Consider the following 23,310-nt stretch of genomic DNA (forward strand, 5'->3'; position numbering starts at 1 on the left):
TCACCATGAGCGGAATTCTCGACGGCAAGCGCATCCTCATCACCGGGGTGCTGATGGAGTCGTCCATCGCCTTCCACGCCGCCCGGCTGGCCCAGGAGCAGGGCGCCGAGGTCGTCCTCACCGCGTGGCCGCGCCCGTCGCTGACCGAGCGCATCGCCAAGAAGCTGCCCAAGCCGGTCAAGGTGATCGAGCTCGACGTCACCAACGACGAGCACCTGGCCCGCCTCGAAGGCCTCGTCCGCGACGAGCTCGGCGGCCTCGACGGCGTCCTCCACTCGATCGGCTTCGCGCCGCAGGACGCCCTCGGCGGCAACTTCCTGAACACGCCGTTCGAGTCCGTGGCCACCGCCATGCACGTCTCGGCGTTCTCGCTGAAGTCGCTGACCATGGCCTGCAAGCCGCTGTTCCCGGCGGAGGGCGCGGCCGTCGTCGGCCTCACCTTCGACGCCCAGTTCGCCTGGCCGCAGTACGACTGGATGGGCCCGGCCAAGGCCGCCCTGGAGGCCACCAGCCGCTACCTCGCCCGCGATCTGGGCAAGGAGAACATCCGCTGCAACCTGGTCTCGGCCGGTCCGCTCGGCTCGATGGCCGCGAAGTCCATCCCGGGCTTCTCGGACCTGGCCGAGGTCTGGAACTCCCGCTCCATGCTGGAGTGGGACATGAGCGACCCGGAGCCGACGGGCAAGGCCATCGTGGCCCTGCTGTCGGACTGGTTCCCGAAGACCACCGGCGAGATCGTCCACGTGGACGGCGGCCTGCACGCGATGGGCGCCTGACCGGGGCCCGTTACATCCGTACGGCGGCGGCCGCGTCTCCCTTCCGGGGGCGCGGCCGTCGCCGTACGCGGCTGCGCGCAGCCGCCGGGGACCGCTCACTCGATCAGATTTTCGCCGCCTGACCGGATCTTCCCGAGTCGAAAACCGGGACATTTCCCTGCAAACTGACCTCGTCGGGATCTTCCCGGCTCCTGCGGGGAGGAGGTACAGGAGTGCGCGCGAGGCGGAGCCGAGCGGTATCGCTGCTGGTCACCTCGGTGGTCCTGACCGGATTCCTGGTCCCGGGAGCCGTCGCGCAGCCCGGGGACGGCGACCCCGCGCCCGGCCCGGAGGCCGTGGCCCCCGCCGTCGTGGACCTGGCGGAGATCCCCGCCGAACCGCCCGTACGGCCCGCGCCGCCCGCCGCCCGGGAGCTCTTCGGCGCCGACTGCGACACCGAGATCGAAGGCTCGCGGGTGGTCGCGTACTGCCACAACAGCTACCCCGAGACCGACCTGGTCCGCCTGCACGTGGAGTGCGACCGCTGGTGGGACGTGGACGGGGACGGCGCCGCCGTGGCCGTCGGCCCGGCCGGCCGCGTCGAGCTCACCAGCCGCTGCTGGAAGGAAGTCCGTACCGCCTGGGTGAGCCACCAGCGCCCCTGACGGGCCGGGCCGGGCTCGTCGCCCGGCTCAGCCGGCCTTCTCGGCGAGGCAGACGAACGGGTAGCCCGCCGCCTCGGAGGCCGCCGAGTCGCCGTCCCCGCGCCGGATCGCCTCGATCAGCCGGGCGTGGTCCAGGTGGGACTCGGGCCTGAGGTCGGTGCCGACGTCCGTGCGCAGCCAGTCCGCCACCAGGTCGCCGAGGTCCGCGTACAGCTCGATCAGCACGTCGTTGTGCGAGGCCGCCACCACCGCCATGTGCAGGGCCACGTCCGCCGCGATGAACACCTCCGCGTCCCCGCCCGCCCAGGCCTCCTCGCGCCGCGCCAGCAGCGCGTCCAGCTGTACGAGGTCCCGGTCGGTCCGCCGCTCGGCCGCCAGCCGGGCCGCCGAGGACTCCAGCGTCGAGCGCAGCTCCGCGATGTGCCGCGGATCGGCCCCGGCGAAGCGCCGGTGCATCACCCCGGCCAGCTCGCTGGTGGCGACGACGTACGTGCCCGAACCCTGCCGGATGTCCAGCAGGCCGTTGTGCGCCAGGGCCCGCACGGCCTCCCGCACGGTGTTGCGGGCGACTCCGAGCAGCTCCACCAGCTCCGGTTCCGTGGGGATCCGGGCGCCGACGGGCCACTCGCCGGAGGTGATCTGGTTCCGCAGCTCGGTGATCACCTGGTCGACGAGCGCGGAGCGCCGGGGTGACGTCAGCGGCATGGGTTCCCCTCAAGAACGGCTGGACACTGCGACTGGACAACCAATCATCCCATGATTCTATGATGGGTGAATGTCCGACGAAGAAATACAGACCCTGAGCCGCCCGGCGGCCGTGCGCACCAGCGCCGGCCGGACCGCCCCCGCCCCCGCCCACGTCGCCCCCACGTGGCTCGGTCCGGTGCTCATCGTCGGAATCGTGCTGGCCGCCCTCAACCTGCGGCCCGCCATCACCAGCCTCGGCGCCCTCTTCGAGGAGACCCGCACCGGCCTCGGCATGAGCGGCACCGTCGCCGGACTCATCACCTCCGTGCCCGCCCTCTGCTTCGCGGTCTTCGGCGTCACCGCGCCCCGGCTCTCCCGCCGCTTCGGCCCGGCCGCCGTCGTCTGCGCCGGCATGGCGGCCGTCGCCACCGGCCTGCTGATCCGCCCCTTCGCCACCAACGCCGCCGGGTTCCTCGCCGCCAGCGCCTTCTCGCTGGCCGGCATCGCCCTGACCAACGTGCTCCTCCCGGTGATCGTCAAGCGCTGGTTCCCGGACCGGGTCGGCACCATGACCGGCCTCTACTCCATGGCCCTGGCCGCCGGCACCTCGCTGGCCGCCGCCGCGACCGTCCCGATGACCGCCGCCCTCGGCGGCAGCTGGCGCACCGGCCTGCTGGTCTGGGCCGTACTCGCGCTGGCCGCCGTACTGCCCTGGCTGCCCATCGCCGCCGCGGCCCGCAAGGAGAAGGCGGCCGCCCCCACCGCGTCGGTACGCCCCGACGCCGGGCCGCGCGTCGTCCGCAGCCGCACCGCATGGGCCCTGGCCTCGTACTTCGGCCTCCAGGCCACCGGCGCCTACGTCACCATGGGCTGGCTCCCGCAGATCTTCCGCGACGCGGGGGTCTCCGCCGGCACCGCCGGAATCCTGCTCGCCGTCACCATGGTCATGGGCGTCCCCCTCGCCTTCGTCATCCCCGGCCTGGCCGGCCGGATGAAGAACCAGGGCCCCATCGCCGCCGTCCTCGGCGTCTTCGGCCTCCTCGGCTACCTCGGGCTCTACGTCGCCCCCGCCGCCGGCGCCTGGGCCTGGGCCCTGCTGCTCGGCGTCTCCAACTGCGCCTTCCCGCTCGTCATCACGATGATCGGACTGCGCGCCAAGTCCCCGGCCGGCGTCGTCAAGCTCTCCGCCTTCGCCCAGAGCACCGGCTACCTCATCTCCATCCCCGGACCGCTCCTCATCGGCACCCTCTACCAGCACAGCGGCGGCTGGGACCTGCCGCTCGCCCTCATGGCCGGGCTGCTGGTCCCGCAGATCGCCCTCGGAATCCTCGCGGGCCGGGACCGCACGATCGAGGACGAATGCGGCATGCGAGACTGAACGGCATGTCGCCCGTACTCGAACCGAACCCCCAGAACGGCCACAAGAAGCTCGGCCTCGTGCTCGGCGCGATGCTCCTCGTGACCGTGATCATCGCCGTCATCGCGACCCTCGCCTCCCCGTGACGCGGAGCTCCGGCCGGGCTTGGTAGGGCTACCCCCACCAACCCCTAGGGGGCCAGGCTCAGGGTGAAGTGGGGTGTGCCCCGGATGGGAACCGCTCCTTCGGATCCATAGATTCGAAGACAGAGAGCCCGTCCCACCCGCGCACCCACGGAGGCGGCCATGTCGGCCCCCGCACACACCCCGTCCGGCCCCCGCGCCACGGCCACCGGCGCCGGCGCCCGCCTGCACTGGTGGGCACTGGCGCTGCCCGCCCTCGCCTTCGGCCTCCTCCTGCTGCTCCTCGCCGGATCGGGCCAGGCCCACGCCGCGTCCGGCGAGGCCTCCGCCGTGGTCCAGGTCGCCGAACAACTGCTGCGCGCCGTCGGCTGACGCCTCACCACCTCCTACGAGCCCATGTGCCCGGCCGTGCGCCCCGGCACCCCCCGGCCCCCGGGGCGAGCCCCCCAACACCCTGCGCCCCATGGCTCATTTCGTGCGAAGCTGGGAGCCATGAGCGCCGACACACCCCGCAGGATCGCCCTCCTCCGGCACGCCAAGGCCGACTGGCCCCAGGTGTCCGACCACGACCGTCCGCTGGCGGAACGGGGCCGCAAGGACGCACCCGCCGTCGGCCTGAAGCTGGCCGAGACCGGCATCGCCTTCGACCTGGCCCTCTGCTCCACCGCCGCCCGCACCCGCGAAACCTGGAAACTGGCCGTCCAGGAGCTCCCGCACCGGCCGAAGACCACGTACGAGGAGCGGCTCTACGAGGCCTCGCTGGGCGAGCTCATCGCCCTGCTGAACGAGACCTCCGACGAGGTGTCCGACCTGCTCGTCATCGGCCACAACCCCGGAATGCACGCCCTCGCCGACGCCCTGGCGGGGCGCGCGGAGGGCGACACCCTGGCGCGGATGGCCCGTACCGGATTCCCGACCGCCGCGCTCGCCGTGGTCTCCTTCACCGGCTCGTGGAAGTCGGTCGAGCACGGGGTGGGCACGCTGCTGGACTTCTGGACCCCCAAGGAGCACTGACCGGGCGTACGTGAGGACGGGCCCGGCGCGCAGGTGCGCGCCGGGCCCGTCCTCACGTGTCGGGGGCCTCAGGCCAGGTCGGCGGCCTCCACCTCTTCCCGGGTGATCCCCAGCAGGTACAGCACCGCGTCCAGGAACGGCACGTTCACCGCGGTGTGCGCGGCCTCGCGGACCACCGGCTTGGCGCAGAAGGCCACGCCGAGCCCGGCCGCGTTCAGCATGTCCAGGTCGTTGGCGCCGTCGCCGATGGCCACCGTCTGGGCCAGCGGCACCCCGGCCTCCGCGGCGAAGCGGCGCAGCAGCCGGGCCTTGCCGGCCCGGTCCACGATCTCGCCGACGACCTTGCCGGTCAGCTTGCCGTCCACGATTTCGAGGGTGTTGGCGGCGGCGAAGTCCAGGCCGAGGCGCTCCCGCAGGTCGTCGGTGACCTGCGTGAACCCGCCGGAGACCACGCCCACCTGGTAGCCGAGCCGCTTCAGGGTGCGGATCAGGGTGCGGGCGCCGGGAGTGAGCCGCACCTCGGAGCGGACCTTGTCCACCACGGAGGCGTCCAGCCCGGCCAGCAGCGCGACGCGGGCGTGCAGCGACTGCTCGAAGTCCAGCTCGCCGCGCATGGCCCGCTCGGTCACCTCGGCGACCTCCGCCTCGCAGCCCGCGTGCGCGGCGAACAGCTCGATGACCTCGTCCTGGATCAGGGTCGAGTCCACGTCCATGACGACCAGGCGCTGGGCCCGGCGGTGCAGTCCGGCCGAGACCACGGCGACATCGACGCCGATCTGGGCGGCCGCGGTGGCCAGGGCGGTGCGCAGCGGCTCCGTCTCGGTGCCGGAGACGGCGAATTCGACCGCCGTCACCGGGTACTTCGCGAGGCGGAAGACACGGTCGATGTTGCCGCCGGTGGCGGTGATCCGGGCGGCGACGGCGGCCGTGGACTCGGCGGTGAGCGGGTTGCCGAGCACGGTGACGTGGGAGCGGCCGCTGCCGCGCGGCCGGTTGTCGCCGGTCCCGGAGAGGATCTCGGCCTGGAGCTTGAGCGACTCTGCCCAGCTGTGGACGGTGGCCCGCAGCTCGCCTTCGGTGCTGCCGGCGGGCTGGGTGACGAGGGCGCACAGGACTATGCGGCCTCGGGTGACGACCTGCTCGATGTCGACGACATCGACGGAGTAGGCGGCGAGGGTGTCGAACAGCCCGGCGGTGATCCCGGGACGGTCCTTGCCGAAGATCTTGACGAGGAGAGTGGGGACGTCGGAGGTCTGCGAAGCGCTCATGGTGATCTCACCGTATCTCCCCGGCCCCCGGGACAGGACCCCCGTCCCAGCCCTCGGTCTGCCGGGCGGGTCGCGCGGGCCGGACGGCCGGCCGGGGGGGCGTCCGTCCGACGGCGACCGCGCCGCGGTCAGGGCGGTCGGCGGGCGGCTGCCGGGCGGGCGAGAAGTCCCGTATCTGACCCTCCGGGGGGCTTTCGGCCCCGTCCGGGCGCGGGTGCGGGCGCCGCCGGGCGGCCCCGATTCCACATGTGGCCCCGGGCCTGAAATAGTTCCCCCGGATGTTCGCCATCCCTAGACTCCCTGACGTCATGGGGGATTCTCGGGGGACTTAAGTGGGGCTGGAGTGCCGGAACTCGTACTGGAATTGAATGGAAGGACCTGGACGCTCGATCCGTCCAGGTCGTACTCGCTGGGGCGCGACCCCCAGGGAGATGTCGTGATCGATGACGCCCGGGTGTCGTGGCGGCACGCCACCATCAGCTGGAACGGCCGGGGTTGGGGCATCGAGGACCACGGCAGCACCAACGGCACCTACGTGCACGGTGCGAGGGTCCAGCAGGCCGAACTCGTGCCCGGTACGCCGGTGCACCTCGGCAACGCCACCGACGGACCGCGGCTCAATCCCGTTGCCGCCGCCGCGGCGCAGCCGGCCGCAGCCCAGCAGGTGCAGCAGCAGTCGCCGGCGGCGGCGTACGCACAGCCGCAGGCCCCGGCCTACCAGCCTCCGGCCCAGCAGCCGCAGCCCCAGCAGGCCTGGGAACAGCAGCAGCAGGTGCCGCAGCAGCCGCACGTCCCGCAGCAGCAGGGCGCAGGCGCCGCCGCGCCCCGCCCCGCGCAGGGCGCGGCTCCCGGCTACGGCGACCGCAGCCCGACGACGTTCCACCAGCTCGCGCTGGGCCACGTCATGCGGATCGGCCGTGCGCTGGAGAACGAGCTGGTGGTCTCCGACCTCCAGGTCTCCCGCCACCACGCCGAGTTCCGCTCGATGCCGGGCGGCCGCTTCGAGATCCACGACCTCGGCAGCCACAACGGCACCTACGTCAACGGTCAGCCGCTGGCCAAGTCCGGCACCGCGCTGCTCGGCCCGAACGACATCGTCGGCGTCGGACACTCGACGTTCCGGATCGTCGGCGACCGCCTCGAAGAGTTCGTCGACACCGGTGACGTCTCCTTCTCGGCCCGCCACCTCACGGTCACGGTCGACGGCGGCAAGCAGATCCTCAAGGACGTCACCTTCGGCGTCCCGGAGAAGTCGCTGATCGGCGTCATCGGCCCGTCGGGCTCGGGCAAGTCGACCCTGCTCAAGGCGCTGACCGGCTACCGGCCGGCCAACGAGGGCGACGTCCTCTACGACAACCGCAACCTGTACAAGCAGTTCGCGGAGCTCCGCCAGCGCATCGGCCTGGTCCCGCAGGACGACATCCTGCACAAGGAGCTGCGCGTCCGCACGGCCCTGAAGTACGCGGCCAAGCTCCGCTTCCCCGGCGACACCGCCGAGTCCGAGCGAGCGGCCCGCATCGACGAGGTGCTGCGCGAGCTCAAGCTCGACATCCACAAGGACAAGAAGATCACCGCGCTCTCCGGTGGTCAGCGCAAGCGCGTGTCCGTGGCCCTGGAGCTGCTCACCAAGCCGTCGCTGATCTTCCTGGACGAGCCGACCTCCGGTCTCGACCCGGGCATGGACCGCGACGTCATGCAGCTGCTGCGCGGCCTCGCCGACGACGGTCGTACCGTCCTGGTCGTCACCCACTCGGTCGCCGAGCTGGCCATCTGCGACAAGCTGCTGGTCATGGCCCCGGGCGGTTCGGTCGCGTACTTCGGTCCCCCGGACGAGGCGCTGAACTTCTTCGGTTACACGACCTGGGCCGACGTGTTCTCCGCCTTCGAGAACTACCGCGACTACGACTGGGCCGGCCGCTGGAAGGGCTCGCAGCACTACCAGCTGTACGCCGCCGACATCGACGCGGTCGCCCCGCAGTCGGTCTCGATGCCGTCGCCGCAGCAGATGAACCCGCCGAAGCCGCAGGCCTGGGGCTCCCAGCTGTTCACGCTGATCTTCCGCTACCTCTCGGTGATCGCGTCGGACAAGGGCTTCATGGCCCTGATGCTGATCCTGCCGGCGGTCCTGGGCGTGGTCTCCACGGTCATCCCCGCCACCTTCGGCCTCGCGCCCCCGACGCCGCCGTCGAACTTCAACGGCGACGCGGGCACGATCATGCTGATCATCTGCGTCGGCATGTGCTTCTCGGGCGCCGCCAACTCGGTCCGCGAGCTGATCAAGGAACGCGTCATCTACGAGCGTGAACGCGCGACCGGCCTGTCCCGGTCGGCGTACCTCATGTCGAAGGTGATCGTCCTCGGCTTCATCACGGCCATCCAGGCCGTGGTCATCTGCGGGATCGGCTTCTACCCGCGCGACCTGCCCGCCGAGGGCCTGGTCATGCCGCCGGCCGTCGAGCTGTGCCTGTCGGTCACGGCCCTCGGGTTCACCTCGATGATGTTCGGCCTCGTGATCTCCTCGCTGGTGAAGACCTCCGAGAAGACCATGCCGCTGCTGGTCATGTTCGCGATCATCCAGGTCGTCTTCACCGGCATCCTCTTCCAGGTGTACGACTCCCCGGGCCTGGAGCAGTTCGCCTGGCTGATGCCGTCCCGCTGGGCCGTCGCCGCCGCCGGCACCACGCTGAACCTCGGCAAGCTCATGCCGCCGTGGGACCGCGACAACCCGACCAACACCGACCCGCTCTGGGACGCCACGATCGGTCAGTGGAGCCTGGACATCTTCATCCTGCTGGCCATGGGCGTCGCCTGCGGCTTCCTGGTGGCGCGCCTGCTGCGCCGCCACGAGCCCGAGGTCATGCGCAAGTAGGCACGCGCGGTACGCACAGACGCCTCAGGGCGGCACCCGGTACTCCGGGGGCCGCCCTGAGGCGCATGGGGGTCCTGCGGGACGTCAGGGCCTAGTAGGCGCTGTTGACGTTGTCCATCGAGCCGTAGCGGTCGGCGGCGTAGTTGCACGCGGCGACGATGTTCGCGACCGGGTCGTACTGGTCGAACTTGGTGCCCTTGACGTGGTACGCCTTGAAGGTCGGGAGGATGACCTGGAGCAGACCCTTGCTGGGGATGCCGTTCTGGGCGTTGATGTCCCAATTGTTGATCGCCAGCGGGTTGCCGCTCGACTCACGCATGATGTTGCGGTGGATACCCGCGTACGAGCCGGGGATGCCCTCCCGCTTCATGATGAAGAGGGCTTCCTTGATCCAGCCGTCCAGGTTGTTCGCGAAGACGGGGGTGCGGGCGGCGGAGCGGCTCGCGGCCTCCTTCGCGGCGCGGTCCTTCTTCGCGTCGGCCTCGGCCTTGGCCTTCGCCGCGTCCTTCGCCTGCTTGTCCGCGACGACCTGCTGCACGGTGAGGTGCTGCTGCACGGCCTTGGCCTGGGCGCCGTCGACGACCTTGGCCCACGCCACGGGGGCGGCCACGACCGTCTCGGCCTCGCCGGCACCGGCCGGGACGAGGGAGAAGGCGAGGGCGGCGGCACCGAGGGTGGCGACACCGGCAACGGACAGCTTGTGTGCCTTCGTCAGACGACTGTGACCGGGAGTGCTGGAAGCAGACATGGCGGGGCAACCTCTTCGAATCGCGGGGGCCGCAGGAAAGCGCCGCTCGGATCCGGGATCCGCGGCGCTGTGCGACGAGGGCAATTCTTAGCGGTGGCAAAAACGCCTGGCAAAGGTGTGACGTACGATCCCGCTTAGTGGATCAGGGCCTGGCGCCGAGCCCGCTTTTCCGGCCCCGGCGCTACGCACACCAGCGCTGACAGCATCTTTATCTGTCCACTAGGCAACTTCGTAAGTGACCTGCGTCCTATGCCGGGGCTCACATCGACCGCGTAACGGTCTCACCATCCGTTGCGACAGCAATGCAATCCGTGACCGCTTCTCCACCCTGAGGACCAGCCGTCCGCCCCGGCCCTCCTCCTGAAGGCAGAGACCGGGGCCCGCGGTCGTACTGCGCAAGGAGGGGAAACGGGACCGCCGGCCCTAGGGCCGCAGCCCGATCCCGCAGGTCAGAGCCGCGAGTACGGTGAGCCCATGCAGCGCAGCAACCACAACGGACCCCGCAGCGGCCTGGCCGCGGTGAGCACCGCACTGCTCGCCATGAGCCGGCGCCTGGAGGTCCGCGACGTCCTGCGCACGATCGTCGCCTCGGCCCGCGCCCTGCTGGACGCCGAGTACGCCGCCCTGGGCGTCCCGGACGACCACGGCGGCTTCGCCCAGTTCGTCGTGGACGGCATCAGCGAGGAGCAGTGGCGCCGCATCGGCCCCCTGCCCCGCCAGCACGGCATCCTCGCCGCGATGCTCCACCAGGACGGCCCCGAGCGACTGGCCGACGTACGCAAGGACCCGCGGTTCGAGGGCTGGCCCGCCGCGCACCCGGAGATGTCCGACTTCCTCGGCCTGCCCATCCGGGACGGCGAGGAGACCCTCGGCGCCCTCTTCCTGGCGAACAAGCGCGGCACCCCGGGCGGCGGAGCGGCCTTCACCGACGAGGACGAGGAACTCCTCTCCCTCCTCGCCCAGCACGCGGCCATCGCCCTCACCAACGCCCGCCTCTACGAGCGCAGCCGCGAGCTCACCATCGCCGAGGAGCGCTCCCGCCTCGCCCACGAGCTGCACGACGCCGTCAGCCAGAAGCTCTTCTCCCTGCGCCTGACCGCCCAGGCCGCCACCGCCCTCGTCGACCGCGACCCGGCCCGGGCCAAGGAGGAGCTCCACCAGGTGGCCCTCCTCGCCGCCGAGGCCGCCGACGAGCTGCGCGCCGCCGTCACCGAGCTCCGCCCGGCCGCCCTGGACGAGGACGGCCTCGTCGCCACCCTGCGCAACCAGGTCCGCGTCCTGGACCGCGCGCACACCGCACACGTCACCTTCACCTGTGACGGCGTACGGGCCCTGCCCGCGACCCAGGAGGAAGCGGTACTGCGCGTCGCCCAGGAAGCCCTCCACAACGCGCTGCGCCACTCCGGCGCCGGCCGGATCGAGGTCACCCTGTCCCGCCGGAACGGCGGAGCGGCACTCAAGGTGCGCGACGACGGGACGGGCTTCTCCCCTTCCACCGTCCGCAGAGCCGGCCGGCACCTCGGCCTCGTCTCCATGCGGGACCGGGCGGCCGGCGTCGGCGGCCGGCTGACCGTGCACTCGGAGCCCGGCACGGGCACCACGATCGAACTGGAGGTCCCCGGTGGCTGACACGCCCCACCCCATCCGCGTGCTGCTCGTCGACGACCACCAGGTGGTCCGCCGGGGCCTGCGCACCTTCCTGGAGGTCCAGGAGGACATCGAGGTCGTCGGCGAGGCCCCCGACGGGGAGGAGGGCATCGCCCGCGCCGAGGAGCTGCGGCCCGACGTGATCCTCATGGACATCAAGATGCCCGGCACCGACGGCATCGAGGCCCTGCGCAGGCTCCGCGCCCTGGACAACCCGGCGCGGGTGCTCATCGTCACGAGCTTCACGGAACAGCGCAGCGTCGTGCCCGCCCTGCGCGCGGGCGCAGCCGGATACGTCTACAAGGACATCGACCCCGACGCCCTCGCCGCGGCCATCCGCTCCGTCCACGCAGGCCACGTACTCCTCCAGCCGGAGGTCGCACTGGCTCTGCTCTCCGAGGACGGCCAGGCCCCGTCGCCCGGCCGCGGCGGCTCCCTGACCGACCGCGAACGGGAGGTCCTGCTGCACATAGCGGACGGCCGCTCCAACCGGGAGATCGCCCGGGCGCTGGTGCTGTCGGAGAAGACGGTCAAGACGCACGTCTCGAACATCCTGATGAAGCTGGACCTCGCCGACCGCACCCAGGCGGCGTTGTGGGCGGTCAGGCACGGGATCACGGACTGAACCGGTCCGTCCATGCCCGAACCGCGATTCATACGGTCGGGTGTATGTCGCCCACATGGCGCATCCGGTTCGTCGGATGACCGTTCTTCATGACGTGCCGCGGCGGCTGGCCGCGGCAGACGTACTGGAGGACGAGAACGTGAAGAACTTCAAGAAGGCCACCGCCGTCACCGCGCTCGCGGGCGGTCTGCTCGCCGCCGGTGCGGGTGTCTCCTCGGCGCACGGCGGTGCGTCGGCGGAGGGCGAGGCGCTGAACTCGCCCGGCGTGGCCTCCGGGAACCTGATCCAGGCCCCGGTCCACGTCCCCGTGAACGTGGTGGGCAACACCGTCAACGTGATCGGTCTGCTCAACGGCGCCTGGGGCAACACGGGCGTGAACAACTAAGCAGAGCGCTCACGGCCCCGCTTCCCCCCACCTCTCCCCGGGAAGCGGGGCCGCGGCACACCCCGCCGGCCCCGCCCTTCGGGCGGCCGACGCTACTGAGACGACGCTCCCTAGCCCTCGCGCGCCTCGACGGCCGAGTTGTACGCCGCGACCAGCGCGCGCCGCGCCACCCGCTCCACCGGCCGCAGGGCCTCGGCCCGCGCCGCCATCTCGGAGGCGGCCACCGCACCGCCGTGCCCGTTCTCGTACGCGAGCGAGACCATCAGGTCCACCCGCTGCGCCAGCGCCAGCACCCGCACCGCCCGGGGCGGGTACCCCGGAGCCAGCGCGTCCCGCCCCGCCTCCGCCCGCGCCCGGTACGCCGACAGGGCCGCTTCCGCCACCGGGCCCGACCCCGCCACGTCCAGCCGGGTCAGCACCGTCGTCGCCTCGCGCAGCGCCTCCGCCAGCTCCCGCTCGGCCTCGCCGAGCGACGGCACGTCCGCCGGGGGAGCCTCCCGTACCGGCAGGCAGTGCCACACCACCGAGACGTGCACGTCACCCGCGGGCCCCGCCTCGGTAACCTCCGGTACGAGACCCAGCGCGGCGCCCGCGCAGACCACCGCCTCCTCGGCCTCCAGCGCCCGCGCATTGAACTCCGGCGGCCCGCTCAGCCCCAGCGGATGCCCCGGCGCCGGCAGGGCGATCCGCAGCCCGGTCACCCCCAGCGCCCGCATCCGCCCCAGCGCGAGCGTGAGTCCCACGGGACCCGGTTCCCCCGGCAGCCCCGCCACCCGGTGGACGGCGTCCTCGCCCACGATCGACGTCGCGGCCTCGTCGGGCGAGACCAGACCGGCCAGCAGTGCGTTCCCCCAGGCGGCCAGCCGCCCTGAACGTGGTTCGAAAAGCATCCCCCTACTTTACGGATCGGGCCCCGCACCCGGCCCCGGCCCCGGACCCCTCCCGCGGTGGCGTAGGTTTTCCCCTGGGGCTGCGCCGCCGGGCGCACAGACGAACCGAGACTGCAAGGGGAGACAACACGCTCATGAGCGATGTTCTGGAACTGGTGGACGTAACCGTGGTCCGCGAGGGCCGGGCGCTGGTGGACCAGGTCTCCTGGTCGGTCAAGGAGGGCGAGCGCTGGGTGATCCTCGGCCCCAACGGTGCCGGGAAGACCACCCTGCTCAACGTCGCCTCCAGCTACCTCTTCCCCACCAAGGGCTCCGCCACCATCCTCGGCAGCACCCTCGGCAAGGTGGACGTCTTCGAGCTGCGCCCGCGCATCGGCGTCGCCGGCATCGCGATGGCCGACAAGCTCCCGAAGCGGCAGACCGTCCTGCAGACCGTCCTCACCGCCGCCTACGGCATGACGGCCACCTGGCAGGAGGAGTACGAGGACATCGACGAGCAGCGCGCCCGCGCGTTCCTCGACCGCCTCGGCATGACCGACTACCTCGACCGGAAGTTCGGCACCCTCTCCGAGGGCGAGCGCAAGCGCACCCTGATCGCCCGCGCGCTGATGACCGACCCCGAGCTCCTCCTCCTCGACGAGCCCGCCGCCGGACTGGACCTCGGCGGCCGCGAGGACCTCGTGCGCCGCCTCGGCCGGCTCGCCCGCGACCCGCTCGCGCCCTCCATGGTCATGGTCACGCACCACGTCGAGGAGATCGCCCCCGGCTTCACCCACGTCCTGATGATCCGCCAGGGCAAGGTCGTCACCGCGGGCCCGATCGACCTCGAACTGACCTCCCGCAACCTCTCCCTCTGCTTCGGGCTCCCGCTCGTCGTCGAGCGCAACGAGAACGAGCGCTGGACCGCCCAGGGCCTGCCCCTGCGCTAGCGCGGTGACGGGCGGCCGGTTCCACCGCGCCGCCCGTGCGCCCTCGCGCCCGTACGCCGTCCCGACCGCACCCTGTCCCGACCGCGCCCGGCCGACCTACCATGACCATGTGGACATCAACGCGTGGGTGTGGTGGCTCGTCGCCGCGGTCGGACTGGGCATCCCCCTCGTCCTGACCACGATGCCGGAGTTCGGCATGTTCGCGGTCGGCGCGGTGGCGGCCTCCGTCACGGCCGCCCTCGGCGGGGGAGTGGTCGCCCAAGTCCTGGTCTTCGTGGTCGTGTCGGTCGCGCTCATCGCGGTCGTCCGCCCGATCGCCAACCGGCACCTCAATCAGAGACCCCAACACCGCAGCGGCGTCGACGCGTTGAAGGGCAGAAGCGCCCTCGTGCTGGAACGGGTCGACGGCAGCGGCGGCCGCATCAAGCTCGCCGGCGAGATCTGGTCGGCCCGAACCCTCGACTCGGACACCAGTTTCGAACCCGGCCAGTCCGTCGACGTGGTGGAGATCGACGGGGCGACCGCGGTCGTCATGTGAGCAAGCAGCCGACTCGCGGCCCCGGGGTCTGCGAGACTCCGATCAACGGGGCAGCACAGACAGCCGGAAGGGCACGGGGAACCGCATGTCATCGATCATCATCGTCCTGGTCATTCTGGTGGTCCTGGTCTTCATCGCACTGGTCAAGACGATCCAGGTGATCCCGCAGGCCAGCGCCGCCATCGTCGAACGGTTCGGCCGCTACACCCGCACCCTCAACGCGGGCCTCAACATCGTCGTCCCGTTCATCGACTCGATCCGCAACCGCATCGACCTCCGCGAACAGGTCGTCCCCTTCCCGCCGCAGCCGGTGATCACCCAGGACAACCTGGTGGTCAACATCGACACGGTCATCTACTACCAGGTGACCGACGCCCGCGCCGCGACGTACGAAGTGGCCAGCTACATCCAGGCCATCGAGCAGCTCACCGTCACCACGCTCCGCAACATCATCGGCGGCATGGACCTGGAGCGGACCCTGACCTCCCGCGAGGAGATCAACGCGGCCCTGCGCGGCGTCCTCGACGAGGCCACCGGCAAGTGGGGCATCCGCGTCAACCGCGTCGAGCTCAAGGCCATCGAGCCGCCGACCTCCATCCAGGACTCGATGGAGAAGCAGATGCGCGCCGACCGCGACAAGCGCGCCGCGATCCTCCAGGCCGAGGGTGTCCGCCAGTCCGAGATCCTGCGCGCCGAGGGTGAGAAGCAGTCCTCCATCCTGCGCGCCGAAGGTGACGCCAAGGCCGCCGCCCTGCGCGCCGAGGGCGAGGCCCAGGCCATCCGTACGGTCTTCGAGTCCATCCACGCCGGCGACGCAGACCAGAAGCTCCTCGCCTACCAGTACCTCCAGATGCTCCCGAAGATCGCCGAGGGCGACGCCAACAAGCTCTGGATCGTGCCCAGCGAGATCGGAGACGCCCTCAAGGGCCTCTCGGGAGCCATGGGCAACTTCGGCCCGATGGGCGGCGGTTCGGGCTTCAACCCGCAGAACACCGGCAAGGACGGCGGCAACGCCTCCGACAAGGCGGCCGCGGAGCGCCGCGAACAGCCCCCCATCGACTGAACGGCCCGTCCCTGCTGCATGATCAGTCAGGCCCCTCGACCTTCACGGCGGGGAGGCGACTCACTCATGCAAAGGGGATGGCCTTGTCCATCTGGGAATCACTGGCGGTCTTCGCCGCGGGCATCGGCGCCGGCACCATCAACACCATCGTCGGCTCCGGCACCCTGATCACGTTCCCCGTGCTGCTGGCCACCGGCCTCCCGCCGGTCACCGCCAACGTCTCCAACACCCTCGGCCTCGTACCCGGTTCCATCAGCGGGGCCATCGGCTACCGCAAGGAGCTCCGGGGCCAGCGCGCCCGCATCCTGCGACTCGGCGCCGTATCCCTCCTCGGCGGCCTCGCGGGCGCGGTGCTGCTCCTCACGCTGCCGTCGGACTCCTTCGACACGATCGTGCCCGTCCTGATCGGACTGGCCCTCGTGCTCGTCGTCCTCCAGCCCCGGCTCGCCGCCGCCCTGCGCAAGCGGCAGGACGCGGCGGGAGGCGACACCGGCCACCCCGACGGCGGCCCGGTCCTGCTGGGCGGCATGCTGCTCTCCAGCGCGTACGGAGGCTACTTCGGGGCCGCCCAGGGCGTGCTCTACCTCGGCCTGATGGGCCTGCTGCTCCGCGAGGACCTCCAGCGGATCAACGCCGTCAAGAACGTCGTCGCGGCCATAGTGAACGGCATCGCGGCCGTCTTCTTCCTCTTCGTCGCGGAGTTCGACTGGACGGCCGTCCTCCTGATCGCCGTCGGTTCCACCATCGGCGGCCAGATCGGCGCCAAGGTGGGCCGCCGCCTCCCGCCGACCGTCCTGCGCGCGGTCATCGTGACCGTCGGCATCCTCGCGATCGTCCAACTGCTGCTCCGCTGAGCGGCGTAGCAGAACTACGCCGCCCAGTCGGCCGGCACTAGGCGGAGCGCTCCAGCCACTCCGGCAGCACCTCACGCCCGCCCGCGCCCATGGCCAGCAGCATCGCGTCCGCCGGAGACGGCACGAAGGGCTTGCGCAGCAACGGCATGCCCGCCTCCTCCGGCGTCCGCGCCGCCTTGCGGTGGTTGTCCTCGGCGCAGGAGGCCACCGTGTTCAGCCAGGTGTCCCCACCACCCTGCGCCCGCGGAAGCACATGGTCCACGGTCGTCGCGCGCTTCCCGCAGTACGCGCACCGGTGCTGGTCCCGGACCAGCACCCCCCTCCGCGACCAGGGAGCATGTCTTCGAAAGGGCACCCGGACATACCGGCAGAGCCTGATCACCCGCGGCATCGGCAACTCCATGGTGGCCGCCCGCACACGCAGCTCGGGATGCGACTGTTCGACCACGGCCTTGTCCTGCAGCACCAGGACCACAGCCCGGTTCAGCGTCACCGTCGACAGCGGCTCGAAGCTCGCATTCAGCACCAACGTGTCCCGCATCTCGCCCACCTCCCGTGTGCAGGCCCCGCGACCACCCTGGCGGCACGGCCCGGAACCACTCTGGCCGCGCGCGCCACGCGGGACAACGCAATAAAAATGCCCGGTCCTGGCCGTCTTTAGACCAGGACCGGGCAAACGCTCGGAGAACGGCGAACGCCGCGATCAGCTCGCGGGGGACTCGTACTCACCGATCAGCTGCGCACGGCCGATGCCGTGGAACCGCAGATGGAACCCCACGACCGCCGGAGACGAGTCCTCGTCCGGGCCGAGCTGCTCCCGGTCCACCGCGTACACGGTGAACACGTACCGGTGGCGCTCCCCGCGCGGAGGAGCCGCTCCGCCGAAATCCCTCGTGCCGTAGTCGTTCCGTACGTGTACGGCCCCCTCCGGCAGTCCCTCGAACTCCCCGCTGCCCGCACCGCCCGGCAGCTCCGTGACCGACACCGGCAGGTCGAAGAGCACCCAGTGCCAGAACCCGCTGCCCGTCGGCGCGTCCGGGTCGAAGCACGTCACGGCGAAGCTCTTCGTGCCCGCCGGGAACCCCTCCCACCGCAGCTGCGGCGAGACGTTCCCGCCGGTCAGGACCTGGGCCGCGGCCAGCTCCCCGCCCGGTGCCAGATCCGCGCTGGTCACCGTGAAGGAAGGCACCTCCGGGTGGAACTCGTGCGGCAGCGGCGCCCTTTTAAGGTCGGACACGACGGAAACCTCCTGGGATGATCCGAAACTCCTGCACCGGAGCCTAGGGCCTGCGCACCCCTGTCCGTGTCTTACCGTCACTGAATGCAAAGATCAACAACTGCGATCGCCGCCCTGCTGACCAGCACGGCGACGATCGCCGCGACCCTGCTGGCGGCACCGGCCGCCCACGCCGCCGGAACCGAACAGTCCACCCCCACCGCCTCGTTCAACGAGCAGATCCTGTTCCGCTCAGGCACCGCGGGCTACGGCTGTTTCCGGATACCCACCCTCACCCGCACCGCCACCGGCGCCCTGCTCGCCTTCGCCGAGGCCCGGACCTCCCCGTCCTGCGCCGACCGCGGCCCCATGGACATCGTGGTCCGCCGCTCCACCAACGACGGCCGCACCTGGGGACCCGTCAAGACCGTCTTCTCCGGCGCCCCCGCCGTGGCCGCCACCGGCACCCCCGCCGATCCCGAGGCCCCGTACACGCACGGCAACGCCTCCCCGGTCGCCGACCTGGAGACCGGGGACGTCTTCCTGCTGTCCACCGCGGAGCCGACCGTCCCCGGCGGCACCCGCCTCCCGTACGTCCAGAAGAGCACCGACGACGGCCTCACCTTCGGCCCCGCCACCGAACTGCCCCGCCTCAGCGGCAAGACCGCCGGCTGGTTCGGCACCGGCCCCTCGCACGGCATCCAGCTGCGCAACCCGGCGTACGCCGGGCGCCTGGTGGTCGCCGCCTACGAGGAGCCCAACGCCACCACCGAGCACACCGGCTTCTACTACAGCGACGACCACGGGGCGAGCTGGAAGGTCTCCGAGCCGCAGAACACGCTGGAGAAAGACCTGGTCAAGCCCACGGAACCGGCCCTGGCCGAACTCTCCGACGGCACGGTCTACGTCTCCGCCCGCAACGAGCGCCCGAAGGAAGAGCCCCACCGCCTGCGCGCCCTCAGCAAGGACGGCGGCGCCAGCCTCGTCCCCGGGGAGCCCGTCACCGACCCCGCGCCGGGACAGCCCGCGCGGCACTCCCCGTACAAGATCGTCGGAAGCTTCAGCTCCCCGCAGATCCAGGCATCCGTACTGGCCCCCCGGCTCACCTACGTGGACAAGCCCGGCGACCTGCTGCTCGCGGCCGCCCCCGGCGACCCCCAGGACCGCAACTTCATGGAGGTCCGGTACTCCAAGGACGGCGGCGAGACCTGGACCACCCCCTCGGGCGGCCGCCTGAACAAGGACCGCGCCAAGTACCAGGACCGGGCCGGGTATTCGGACCTCGCCGAGCTCGCCGGCGGTGAGATCGGCCTGGTCTACGAGGGGGGCGACACCTTCTCCGCGGCCGACATCCACTTCAAGCGGTTCACCGCCGCCGGCATCGGCATCCCGGCGAAGGCGGACCAGGGCGCCTTCACCAACCCGCAGACCGCCCCGCTGCCCGGCCGCACCACTCCCGACAGCACCCCCCAGGCCAACGACGCCTACCTGGCCGGCAACGCGGACCTCACCGCCGACGGCAGGTTCCGCCAGGGCCTCGCCCTCGACGGCACCGGGGACTTCGCGGACGTCCCCTACGCGGATCCCGTCAACCCCCGCGACGGCGCAGTCACCTACTCGCTCCACTTCCGCCACGACGGAGCCGACACCCGCACCACCCCGCGGGTACTGATGTGGGCGTACGGCTACAACGCGGTCAAGCCGCAGGTCTGGATCCGCACCTACCCCCAGACCAAGGAGATCAAGGCACGCGTCGAGGGCGAGGGCGGCCGCGCCGCCACCCTCACCCTCGCGGCCCCCGAGGTCTTCGCCGCGACCGCGGGCTGGTACCACCTGGCCCTGGTCCGCTCCGGCAACACCGCCACCCTCGCCCTCACCGACGAGACCGGCACCGTCAAGAGCACCAGTGCCGCCGACGCCTTCGCCGGATCCCTCACCTCGCCGCCCGACAAGGGCAACGACGGCATCCGCCTCGGCGCCAAGCCCGACGCCCAGGCCAGCGACGCCTTCAAGGGCGCCCTCGACGACTTCCGCGTCTACCGCACCGCCCTCGGCGCAGACGACCGCAAGAACCTCGCCACCGGCAAGCCCACCACCGCCGAGAGCGCCCTGACCGCCCACCTCGCCTTCCAGGTCGTCGACCGGGCCGATCCCGTCACCGCGCCCGCCAAGGTGGCCATAGTCGACGACGTCTCCGGCCACTGCGCCGACGCGAGCCTCCTCCTCGGCCCGGGCGCAGCCCCCCTCAACACCCCCGTGGACGCCAAGGACAAGCCCGCCCGCATGGGCAAGTACGCGCTCAAGAACGACGCGGCCCACCCGGGCGTCGAGGTCCCGTACACCCCGGCCGTGGACACCGGCGAGGGCGACTTCACCCACACCCTCTGGTTCCGCTACTCCGCCACGACCTCCACGCCCGGCTCCGTCCTGATGTGGGCGTACGGCGTCGGCACCGAGCAGGCCCCGCAGCCCTCCCTCTGGGTCCGCACCGACCCGGCGAAGAACCGGCTCCACGCGCTCGCCGAGACGGACGGGGGCAAGGTGTACCTGGAGCTCAAGGACACGGTGGCCGGCCGCACCGCCTTCGGCGACAACGAATGGCACCTGCTCACCGTCACCCGCGAATCCGGCACCTTCAAGGTCCAGATCGACACCCCGGACCTGGTCCGCACGGCCCAGGGCGAGGGCCTGGCCGGCTCCTTCACAGCCGGCCGCGCCGCCGCACTCGGCCTGCGCCTCGGCTCCCGGCCGGGCACGACCGAGATCCTCGACGGCTCACTGGACGACTACCGCCTGTACCACCGCGCCCTGAGCGGGACCGACGTGGCGGCCATCGCCAAGTCCGGCTCGGGAACGGGCTCCTACCCCAAGGACGACCCCGGCCGCGTCTGGTGGTCGATGGAGCACGGCACCACCGAGCGCCACGACATGTACAACCGCACCGGTGACGGCCCCGCCACCCCGGACGACTCCGCGCACTGCAACAACGCCTACGTACGCGGCGCGGACACCACCGGTCCCGCAGGCACCGCGAGCATCACCGGCACCGGCGGCCGGTTCGGCGGCGGCATCAACCTCGACGGCACCGACGACCACGTCGAACTGCCCCTCACCGGCTCCGAGGCTCTCGGCGCCGGCGACTTCACCCTCGCCACCTGGGTCCGCTACGACGCCGCGGCCGCCGCGGGCACCAGCCCCGTGATCAGCTGGGCCTACGGCATGGGCTCCAACGAGCGCCAGCTGTGGCTCCGCGCCGACCCGGACGAACGCAAGATCACGGCCCTGCTCCAGACGGAGAACGGCACGGCCTTCGTCGCCGCCGCCGACACCTCCTTCCGCACCGCGAAGGACGCCTACCACCACGTCGTCCTGCGCCGCGAGAACGGAGCCCTCACCCTCAGCGTCACCGAGACCGCCAAGGACCCGGAGGGCAAGCCCCTCCTCATCGTCACCAAGGGCAGCGCCACCGCACCCGCCGGCTCGGTCACGCACACCGGCACCTTCGCCGCGAGCGGCTTACGCCTCGGAGTCCGCCCCGACGGCGCCGACCGGTTCAAGGGCTCCCTCGACGAGTTCACCCTCGTCCGCCGGTCCCTCACCGACAACGAACTGAAGGCGCTGCGCGAGACCAACACCCTCCCGGCCGGCGGAGCCACCGTCGCCCACCTCTCCTTCGAGAAGTTGAGCACCACCGGCTACGCCCGCATGTGACGGGCCCTCACCCGTACGCTCAGAACCAGTTGCGCTGCGAACCGACGGAGGCGATCCACTGGTTCAGGTACGCCGCCCAGTCCGTCCCCTGGTACGACTGCAGGCCCACCTGGAAGCAGCGGTAGGTGTCGCTGCCCTCGCTGAACAGACCCGGCTTCTTGTCCATCTCCAGCACGACGTCCATCTCGCGGCCGTCGGAGACGAAGGTCAGCTCGACCTGGTTCAGCCCCCGGTACTGCGACGGCGGCAGGAACTCGATCTCCTGGTAGAAGGGCAGCGTCTGCCGCGTCCCCCGGATGTGCCCGCGCTCCATGTCCGCACTGCGGAAGGAGAAGCCCAGCTGCACGAAGGCGTCGAGGATCGCCTGCTGCGCCGGCACCGGGTGCACGTTGATCGCGTCCAGGTCCCCGGCGTCCACCGCGCGCGCGATCTCCAGCTCGGTGCTGACCCCGATGTTCATCCCGTGCAGGTGACGGCCCCCGAAGTGGGTGATCGGCGTCTCCCACGGGATCTCCAGCCCGAACGGCACCACGTGCACCGCGCCGGCCTGCACCTGGAAGGCACCGCCGAGACGCTGCTTGGTGAAGACGACGTCCTGCTTGTACTCCTGGTCGCCGCCCTCCACCTCCACCCGTGCCTGCAGCCCGACGGACAGCCCCTCGATCTGCTGCTCCACGGATCCGCCCTGGATCCGGACCTCGCCCTGGACGATTCCGCCCGGTACGACGTTCGGCTCGGTGATGACCGTGTCCACCGAGGCACCACCGGCACCCAGGCTCGCGAACAGCTTCTTGAACCCCATGCTCTGACTCCCCTTGAAGGTTCGTGCGACTACTCCATACCAACGCGGAACCTTAGGCCCCGGTTGCAGGTGTACGCGTTCCACTACGCTCGACCGGATGAGCGCGCGCCCCGACCGTACGCCCCTGCCCCGGGCCTTCTTCGACCGGCCGGTCCTCACCGTGGCCCCGGACCTGCTCGGCCGCACACTGGTCCGCCGCACCGAGCAGGGCCCACTCGAACTGCGCATCACGGAGGTGGAGGCGTACGAGGGGGAGGCCGACCCGGGCTCCCACGCCTACCGCGGCCGCACCGCCCGCAACGCGTCGATGTTCGGTCCGCCCGGACACGCGTACGTCTACTTCATCTACGGCATGTGGTTCAGCCTCAACCTGGTGTGCGGTCCGCCGGGCCACGCGAGCGGGGTCCTGCTGCGGGCGGGGGAGATCACAGTGGGCGCCGACCTGGCCCGCAAACGTCGACTTTCAGCCAGAGGGGACCGAGAACTCGCCAAAGGCCCGGCCCGCCTGGCCACGGCTCTGGCCGTGGACCGTTCCCTGGACGGCGCGGACCTCTGCGCGGGCCCGGATTCCCCCTTGTCCCTCCTCGCCGGCACCTCCACCCCGCCCGAGCAGGTGAGCAACGGCCCCCGCACCGGAGTGGGCGGCGCCGGCGCGGGACACCCGTACCGCTACTGGATCACCCACGACCCGACGGTCAGCCCGTACCGCGCCCACGCGCCACGCCGCCGCTCAACTTGACTCGGCCCTGGCGGACGCCTAACGTAGCCCGAGCCGCTTGAACGGGGCACTGCCTCAGCAGACCCCCAGAGCGGCCAACCCACTACCTACGACTTACCCCTGGCGGGGTCCTGTTCGGCATGCCCGAATTCGAATCCGCCGCCTCGATTATGAGCCGCAAGGGATAAGCGCTAATGTGGTGGAGCGCCGAAAGGCAAAGGCCCCCAACGGCCACCGAATTCAAATCCAAGAGCCGGAAACGGCGCGGAAATGATCTGGTAGAGTTGGAAACGAAGGAAGCGCCCGGAGGAAAGCCCCAGTAAGTGTTACTGAGGGTGAGTACGAAGGAAGCGTCCGTTCCTTGAGAACTCAACAGCGTGCCAAAAATCAACGCCAGAAGTTGATACCCCGTCCACTTCGGTGGAT

At 71.3% G+C, this 23,310-nt stretch carries 23 protein-coding genes; 16 read left to right on the forward strand and 7 right to left on the reverse strand.

The window, feature by feature from the left end; genetic code table 11:
• Positions 1–5: 5 nt before the first annotated feature.
• Both fabI and AB0M99_RS16815 read left to right on the forward strand, forming a co-directional pair.
• A complete protein-coding gene (gene fabI / locus AB0M99_RS16810; protein ID WP_365920953.1) occupies positions 6–776 on the forward strand; it encodes an enoyl-ACP reductase FabI in 771 nt (256 codons plus the stop codon).
• A gap of 350 nt (positions 777–1,126) precedes the next feature.
• Positions 1,127–1,420, forward strand: coding sequence for a hypothetical protein (locus AB0M99_RS16815; protein WP_365921007.1), 294 nt, complete (start codon positions 1,127–1,129; stop codon positions 1,418–1,420).
• A gap of 27 nt (positions 1,421–1,447) precedes the next feature.
• Here AB0M99_RS16815 and AB0M99_RS16820 read toward each other — a convergent pair whose 3' ends face one another.
• Positions 1,448–2,125 carry a FadR/GntR family transcriptional regulator gene (locus tag AB0M99_RS16820; protein WP_365920955.1) on the reverse strand — a complete coding sequence of 226 codons (678 nt, stop codon included), beginning with the start codon at positions 2,123–2,125 and terminating at the stop codon, positions 1,448–1,450.
• A gap of 70 nt (positions 2,126–2,195) precedes the next feature.
• On the opposite strand from AB0M99_RS16820, the gene AB0M99_RS16825 reads away from it, so the two are divergent.
• The 4 genes from AB0M99_RS16825 (at position 2,196) to AB0M99_RS16840 (ending at position 4,621) form a co-directional block, all read left to right on the forward strand.
• Complete coding sequence (locus AB0M99_RS16825; RefSeq protein WP_365920957.1) at positions 2,196–3,485, forward strand: MFS transporter; 1,290 nt, start codon at positions 2,196–2,198, stop codon at positions 3,483–3,485.
• A gap of 5 nt (positions 3,486–3,490) precedes the next feature.
• Entirely contained in the window at positions 3,491–3,610 is a 120-nt protein-coding gene (locus AB0M99_RS16830; RefSeq protein ID WP_365920958.1) for an SGM_5486 family transporter-associated protein, read from the forward strand.
• A 159-nt stretch (positions 3,611–3,769) separates the two neighbouring features.
• Positions 3,770–3,979 (forward strand): hypothetical protein, encoded by a 210-nt coding sequence (locus tag AB0M99_RS16835; RefSeq protein WP_365920960.1) that lies wholly within the window; start codon positions 3,770–3,772, stop codon positions 3,977–3,979.
• A 120-nt stretch (positions 3,980–4,099) separates the two neighbouring features.
• Positions 4,100–4,621: a histidine phosphatase family protein gene (locus AB0M99_RS16840; protein ID WP_365920962.1), complete on the forward strand. Its 522-nt coding sequence runs from the start codon at positions 4,100–4,102 to the stop codon at positions 4,619–4,621.
• 68 nt (positions 4,622–4,689) lie between these two features.
• Here AB0M99_RS16840 and serB read toward each other — a convergent pair whose 3' ends face one another.
• A complete protein-coding gene (gene serB, locus AB0M99_RS16845; RefSeq protein WP_365920964.1) occupies positions 4,690–5,889 on the reverse strand; it encodes a phosphoserine phosphatase SerB in 1,200 nt (399 codons plus the stop codon).
• Positions 5,890–6,232: 343 nt separating this feature from the next.
• Between serB and AB0M99_RS16850 the strand changes: the two genes are divergently transcribed.
• Complete coding sequence (locus tag AB0M99_RS16850) at positions 6,233–8,758, forward strand: FHA domain-containing protein (protein ID WP_365920966.1); 2,526 nt, start codon at positions 6,233–6,235, stop codon at positions 8,756–8,758.
• 91 nt (positions 8,759–8,849) lie between these two features.
• Here AB0M99_RS16850 and AB0M99_RS16855 read toward each other — a convergent pair whose 3' ends face one another.
• Complete coding sequence (locus tag AB0M99_RS16855) at positions 8,850–9,506, reverse strand: transglycosylase SLT domain-containing protein (protein ID WP_365920969.1); 657 nt, start codon at positions 9,504–9,506, stop codon at positions 8,850–8,852.
• A gap of 474 nt (positions 9,507–9,980) precedes the next feature.
• Between AB0M99_RS16855 and AB0M99_RS16860 the strand changes: the two genes are divergently transcribed.
• The 3 genes from AB0M99_RS16860 to AB0M99_RS16870 all read left to right on the forward strand — a co-directional run bounded on the left by AB0M99_RS16860 (position 9,981) and on the right by AB0M99_RS16870 (position 12,163).
• A complete protein-coding gene (locus tag AB0M99_RS16860; RefSeq protein WP_365920972.1) occupies positions 9,981–11,135 on the forward strand; it encodes a GAF domain-containing sensor histidine kinase in 1,155 nt (384 codons plus the stop codon).
• Positions 11,128–11,778, forward strand: coding sequence for a response regulator transcription factor (locus tag AB0M99_RS16865; protein ID WP_365920975.1), 651 nt, complete (start codon positions 11,128–11,130; stop codon positions 11,776–11,778). The genes AB0M99_RS16860 and AB0M99_RS16865 overlap by 8 nt, the downstream gene beginning before the upstream one ends.
• Positions 11,779–11,917: 139 nt before the next feature.
• The gene (locus tag AB0M99_RS16870; protein WP_365921009.1) at positions 11,918–12,163 is read left to right on the forward strand and encodes a chaplin; all 246 of its coding nucleotides are present in this window, start codon (positions 11,918–11,920) and stop codon (positions 12,161–12,163) included.
• Between the two features lie 110 nt (positions 12,164–12,273).
• Here the strand turns inward: AB0M99_RS16870 and AB0M99_RS16875 are convergent, their stop codons facing one another.
• Positions 12,274–13,053: a hypothetical protein gene (locus AB0M99_RS16875; RefSeq protein WP_365920977.1), complete on the reverse strand. Its 780-nt coding sequence runs from the start codon at positions 13,051–13,053 to the stop codon at positions 12,274–12,276.
• Positions 13,054–13,187: 134 nt separating this feature from the next.
• Between AB0M99_RS16875 and AB0M99_RS16880 the strand changes: the two genes are divergently transcribed.
• From AB0M99_RS16880 to AB0M99_RS16895, 4 genes are all read left to right on the forward strand, one after another.
• Positions 13,188–13,982, forward strand: coding sequence for an ABC transporter ATP-binding protein (locus AB0M99_RS16880; protein ID WP_365920979.1), 795 nt, complete (start codon positions 13,188–13,190; stop codon positions 13,980–13,982).
• A gap of 109 nt (positions 13,983–14,091) precedes the next feature.
• A complete protein-coding gene (locus tag AB0M99_RS16885) occupies positions 14,092–14,520 on the forward strand; it encodes an NfeD family protein (protein WP_365920981.1) in 429 nt (142 codons plus the stop codon).
• 85 nt (positions 14,521–14,605) lie between these two features.
• Positions 14,606–15,583, forward strand: coding sequence for an SPFH domain-containing protein (locus AB0M99_RS16890; protein WP_365920983.1), 978 nt, complete (start codon positions 14,606–14,608; stop codon positions 15,581–15,583).
• A gap of 83 nt (positions 15,584–15,666) precedes the next feature.
• Entirely contained in the window at positions 15,667–16,437 is a 771-nt protein-coding gene (locus tag AB0M99_RS16895) for a sulfite exporter TauE/SafE family protein (RefSeq protein ID WP_365920985.1), read from the forward strand.
• A 37-nt stretch (positions 16,438–16,474) separates the two neighbouring features.
• On the opposite strand, the gene AB0M99_RS16900 is transcribed toward AB0M99_RS16895, so the two are convergent.
• Both AB0M99_RS16900 and AB0M99_RS16905 read right to left on the reverse strand, forming a co-directional pair.
• Positions 16,475–16,978 carry an HNH endonuclease gene (locus AB0M99_RS16900; protein ID WP_365920987.1) on the reverse strand — a complete coding sequence of 168 codons (504 nt, stop codon included), beginning with the start codon at positions 16,976–16,978 and terminating at the stop codon, positions 16,475–16,477.
• Between the two features lie 162 nt (positions 16,979–17,140).
• Positions 17,141–17,674, reverse strand: a complete 534-nt coding sequence (locus AB0M99_RS16905) for a YbhB/YbcL family Raf kinase inhibitor-like protein (protein WP_365920989.1) — start codon at positions 17,672–17,674, stop codon at positions 17,141–17,143.
• 84 nt (positions 17,675–17,758) lie between these two features.
• Between AB0M99_RS16905 and AB0M99_RS16910 the strand changes: the two genes are divergently transcribed.
• The gene (locus AB0M99_RS16910) at positions 17,759–21,364 is read left to right on the forward strand and encodes a LamG-like jellyroll fold domain-containing protein (protein WP_365920991.1); all 3,606 of its coding nucleotides are present in this window, start codon (positions 17,759–17,761) and stop codon (positions 21,362–21,364) included.
• Positions 21,365–21,383: 19 nt separating this feature from the next.
• On the opposite strand, the gene AB0M99_RS16915 is transcribed toward AB0M99_RS16910, so the two are convergent.
• A complete protein-coding gene (locus AB0M99_RS16915; protein ID WP_365920993.1) occupies positions 21,384–22,166 on the reverse strand; it encodes a sporulation protein in 783 nt (260 codons plus the stop codon).
• Positions 22,167–22,263: 97 nt separating this feature from the next.
• Here AB0M99_RS16915 and AB0M99_RS16920 point away from each other — a divergent pair, with 97 nt between their 5' ends.
• Positions 22,264–22,905 (forward strand): DNA-3-methyladenine glycosylase, encoded by a 642-nt coding sequence (locus AB0M99_RS16920; protein WP_365920995.1) that lies wholly within the window; start codon positions 22,264–22,266, stop codon positions 22,903–22,905.
• The last annotated feature ends 405 nt before the right edge of the window (positions 22,906–23,310 follow it).

It is taken from the genome of Streptomyces sp. NPDC051183 (genome assembly GCF_040682455.1).
GTDB lineage: Bacteria > Actinomycetota > Actinomycetes > Streptomycetales > Streptomycetaceae > Streptomyces.

What these genes read in the sequence shown, in the direction of transcription:
- AB0M99_RS16880 (WP_365920979.1), top strand. Translation starts at nt 13,188, where the DNA reads ATGAGCGATGTTCTGGAACTGGTGGACGTAACCGTGGTCCGCGAGGGC.
- AB0M99_RS16910 (WP_365920991.1), top strand. Translation starts at nt 17,759, where the DNA reads ATGCAAAGATCAACAACTGCGATCGCCGCCCTGCTGACCAGCACGGCG.
- fabI (WP_365920953.1), top strand. Translation starts at nt 6, where the DNA reads ATGAGCGGAATTCTCGACGGCAAGCGCATCCTCATCACCGGGGTGCTG.
- AB0M99_RS16915 (WP_365920993.1), bottom strand. Translation starts at nt 22,166, where the DNA reads ATGGGGTTCAAGAAGCTGTTCGCGAGCCTGGGTGCCGGTGGTGCCTCG.
- serB (WP_365920964.1), bottom strand. Translation starts at nt 5,889, where the DNA reads ATGAGCGCTTCGCAGACCTCCGACGTCCCCACTCTCCTCGTCAAGATC.
- AB0M99_RS16820 (WP_365920955.1), bottom strand. Translation starts at nt 2,125, where the DNA reads ATGCCGCTGACGTCACCCCGGCGCTCCGCGCTCGTCGACCAGGTGATC.
- AB0M99_RS16900 (WP_365920987.1), bottom strand. Translation starts at nt 16,978, where the DNA reads ATGCGGGACACGTTGGTGCTGAATGCGAGCTTCGAGCCGCTGTCGACG.
- AB0M99_RS16830 (WP_365920958.1), top strand. Translation starts at nt 3,491, where the DNA reads ATGTCGCCCGTACTCGAACCGAACCCCCAGAACGGCCACAAGAAGCTC.
- AB0M99_RS16835 (WP_365920960.1), top strand. Translation starts at nt 3,770, where the DNA reads ATGTCGGCCCCCGCACACACCCCGTCCGGCCCCCGCGCCACGGCCACC.
- AB0M99_RS16855 (WP_365920969.1), bottom strand. Translation starts at nt 9,506, where the DNA reads ATGTCTGCTTCCAGCACTCCCGGTCACAGTCGTCTGACGAAGGCACAC.
- AB0M99_RS16920 (WP_365920995.1), top strand. Translation starts at nt 22,264, where the DNA reads ATGAGCGCGCGCCCCGACCGTACGCCCCTGCCCCGGGCCTTCTTCGAC.
- AB0M99_RS16890 (WP_365920983.1), top strand. Translation starts at nt 14,606, where the DNA reads ATGTCATCGATCATCATCGTCCTGGTCATTCTGGTGGTCCTGGTCTTC.
- AB0M99_RS16840 (WP_365920962.1), top strand. Translation starts at nt 4,100, where the DNA reads ATGAGCGCCGACACACCCCGCAGGATCGCCCTCCTCCGGCACGCCAAG.
- AB0M99_RS16860 (WP_365920972.1), top strand. Translation starts at nt 9,981, where the DNA reads ATGCAGCGCAGCAACCACAACGGACCCCGCAGCGGCCTGGCCGCGGTG.
- AB0M99_RS16875 (WP_365920977.1), bottom strand. Translation starts at nt 13,053, where the DNA reads ATGCTTTTCGAACCACGTTCAGGGCGGCTGGCCGCCTGGGGGAACGCA.
- AB0M99_RS16825 (WP_365920957.1), top strand. Translation starts at nt 2,196, where the DNA reads ATGTCCGACGAAGAAATACAGACCCTGAGCCGCCCGGCGGCCGTGCGC.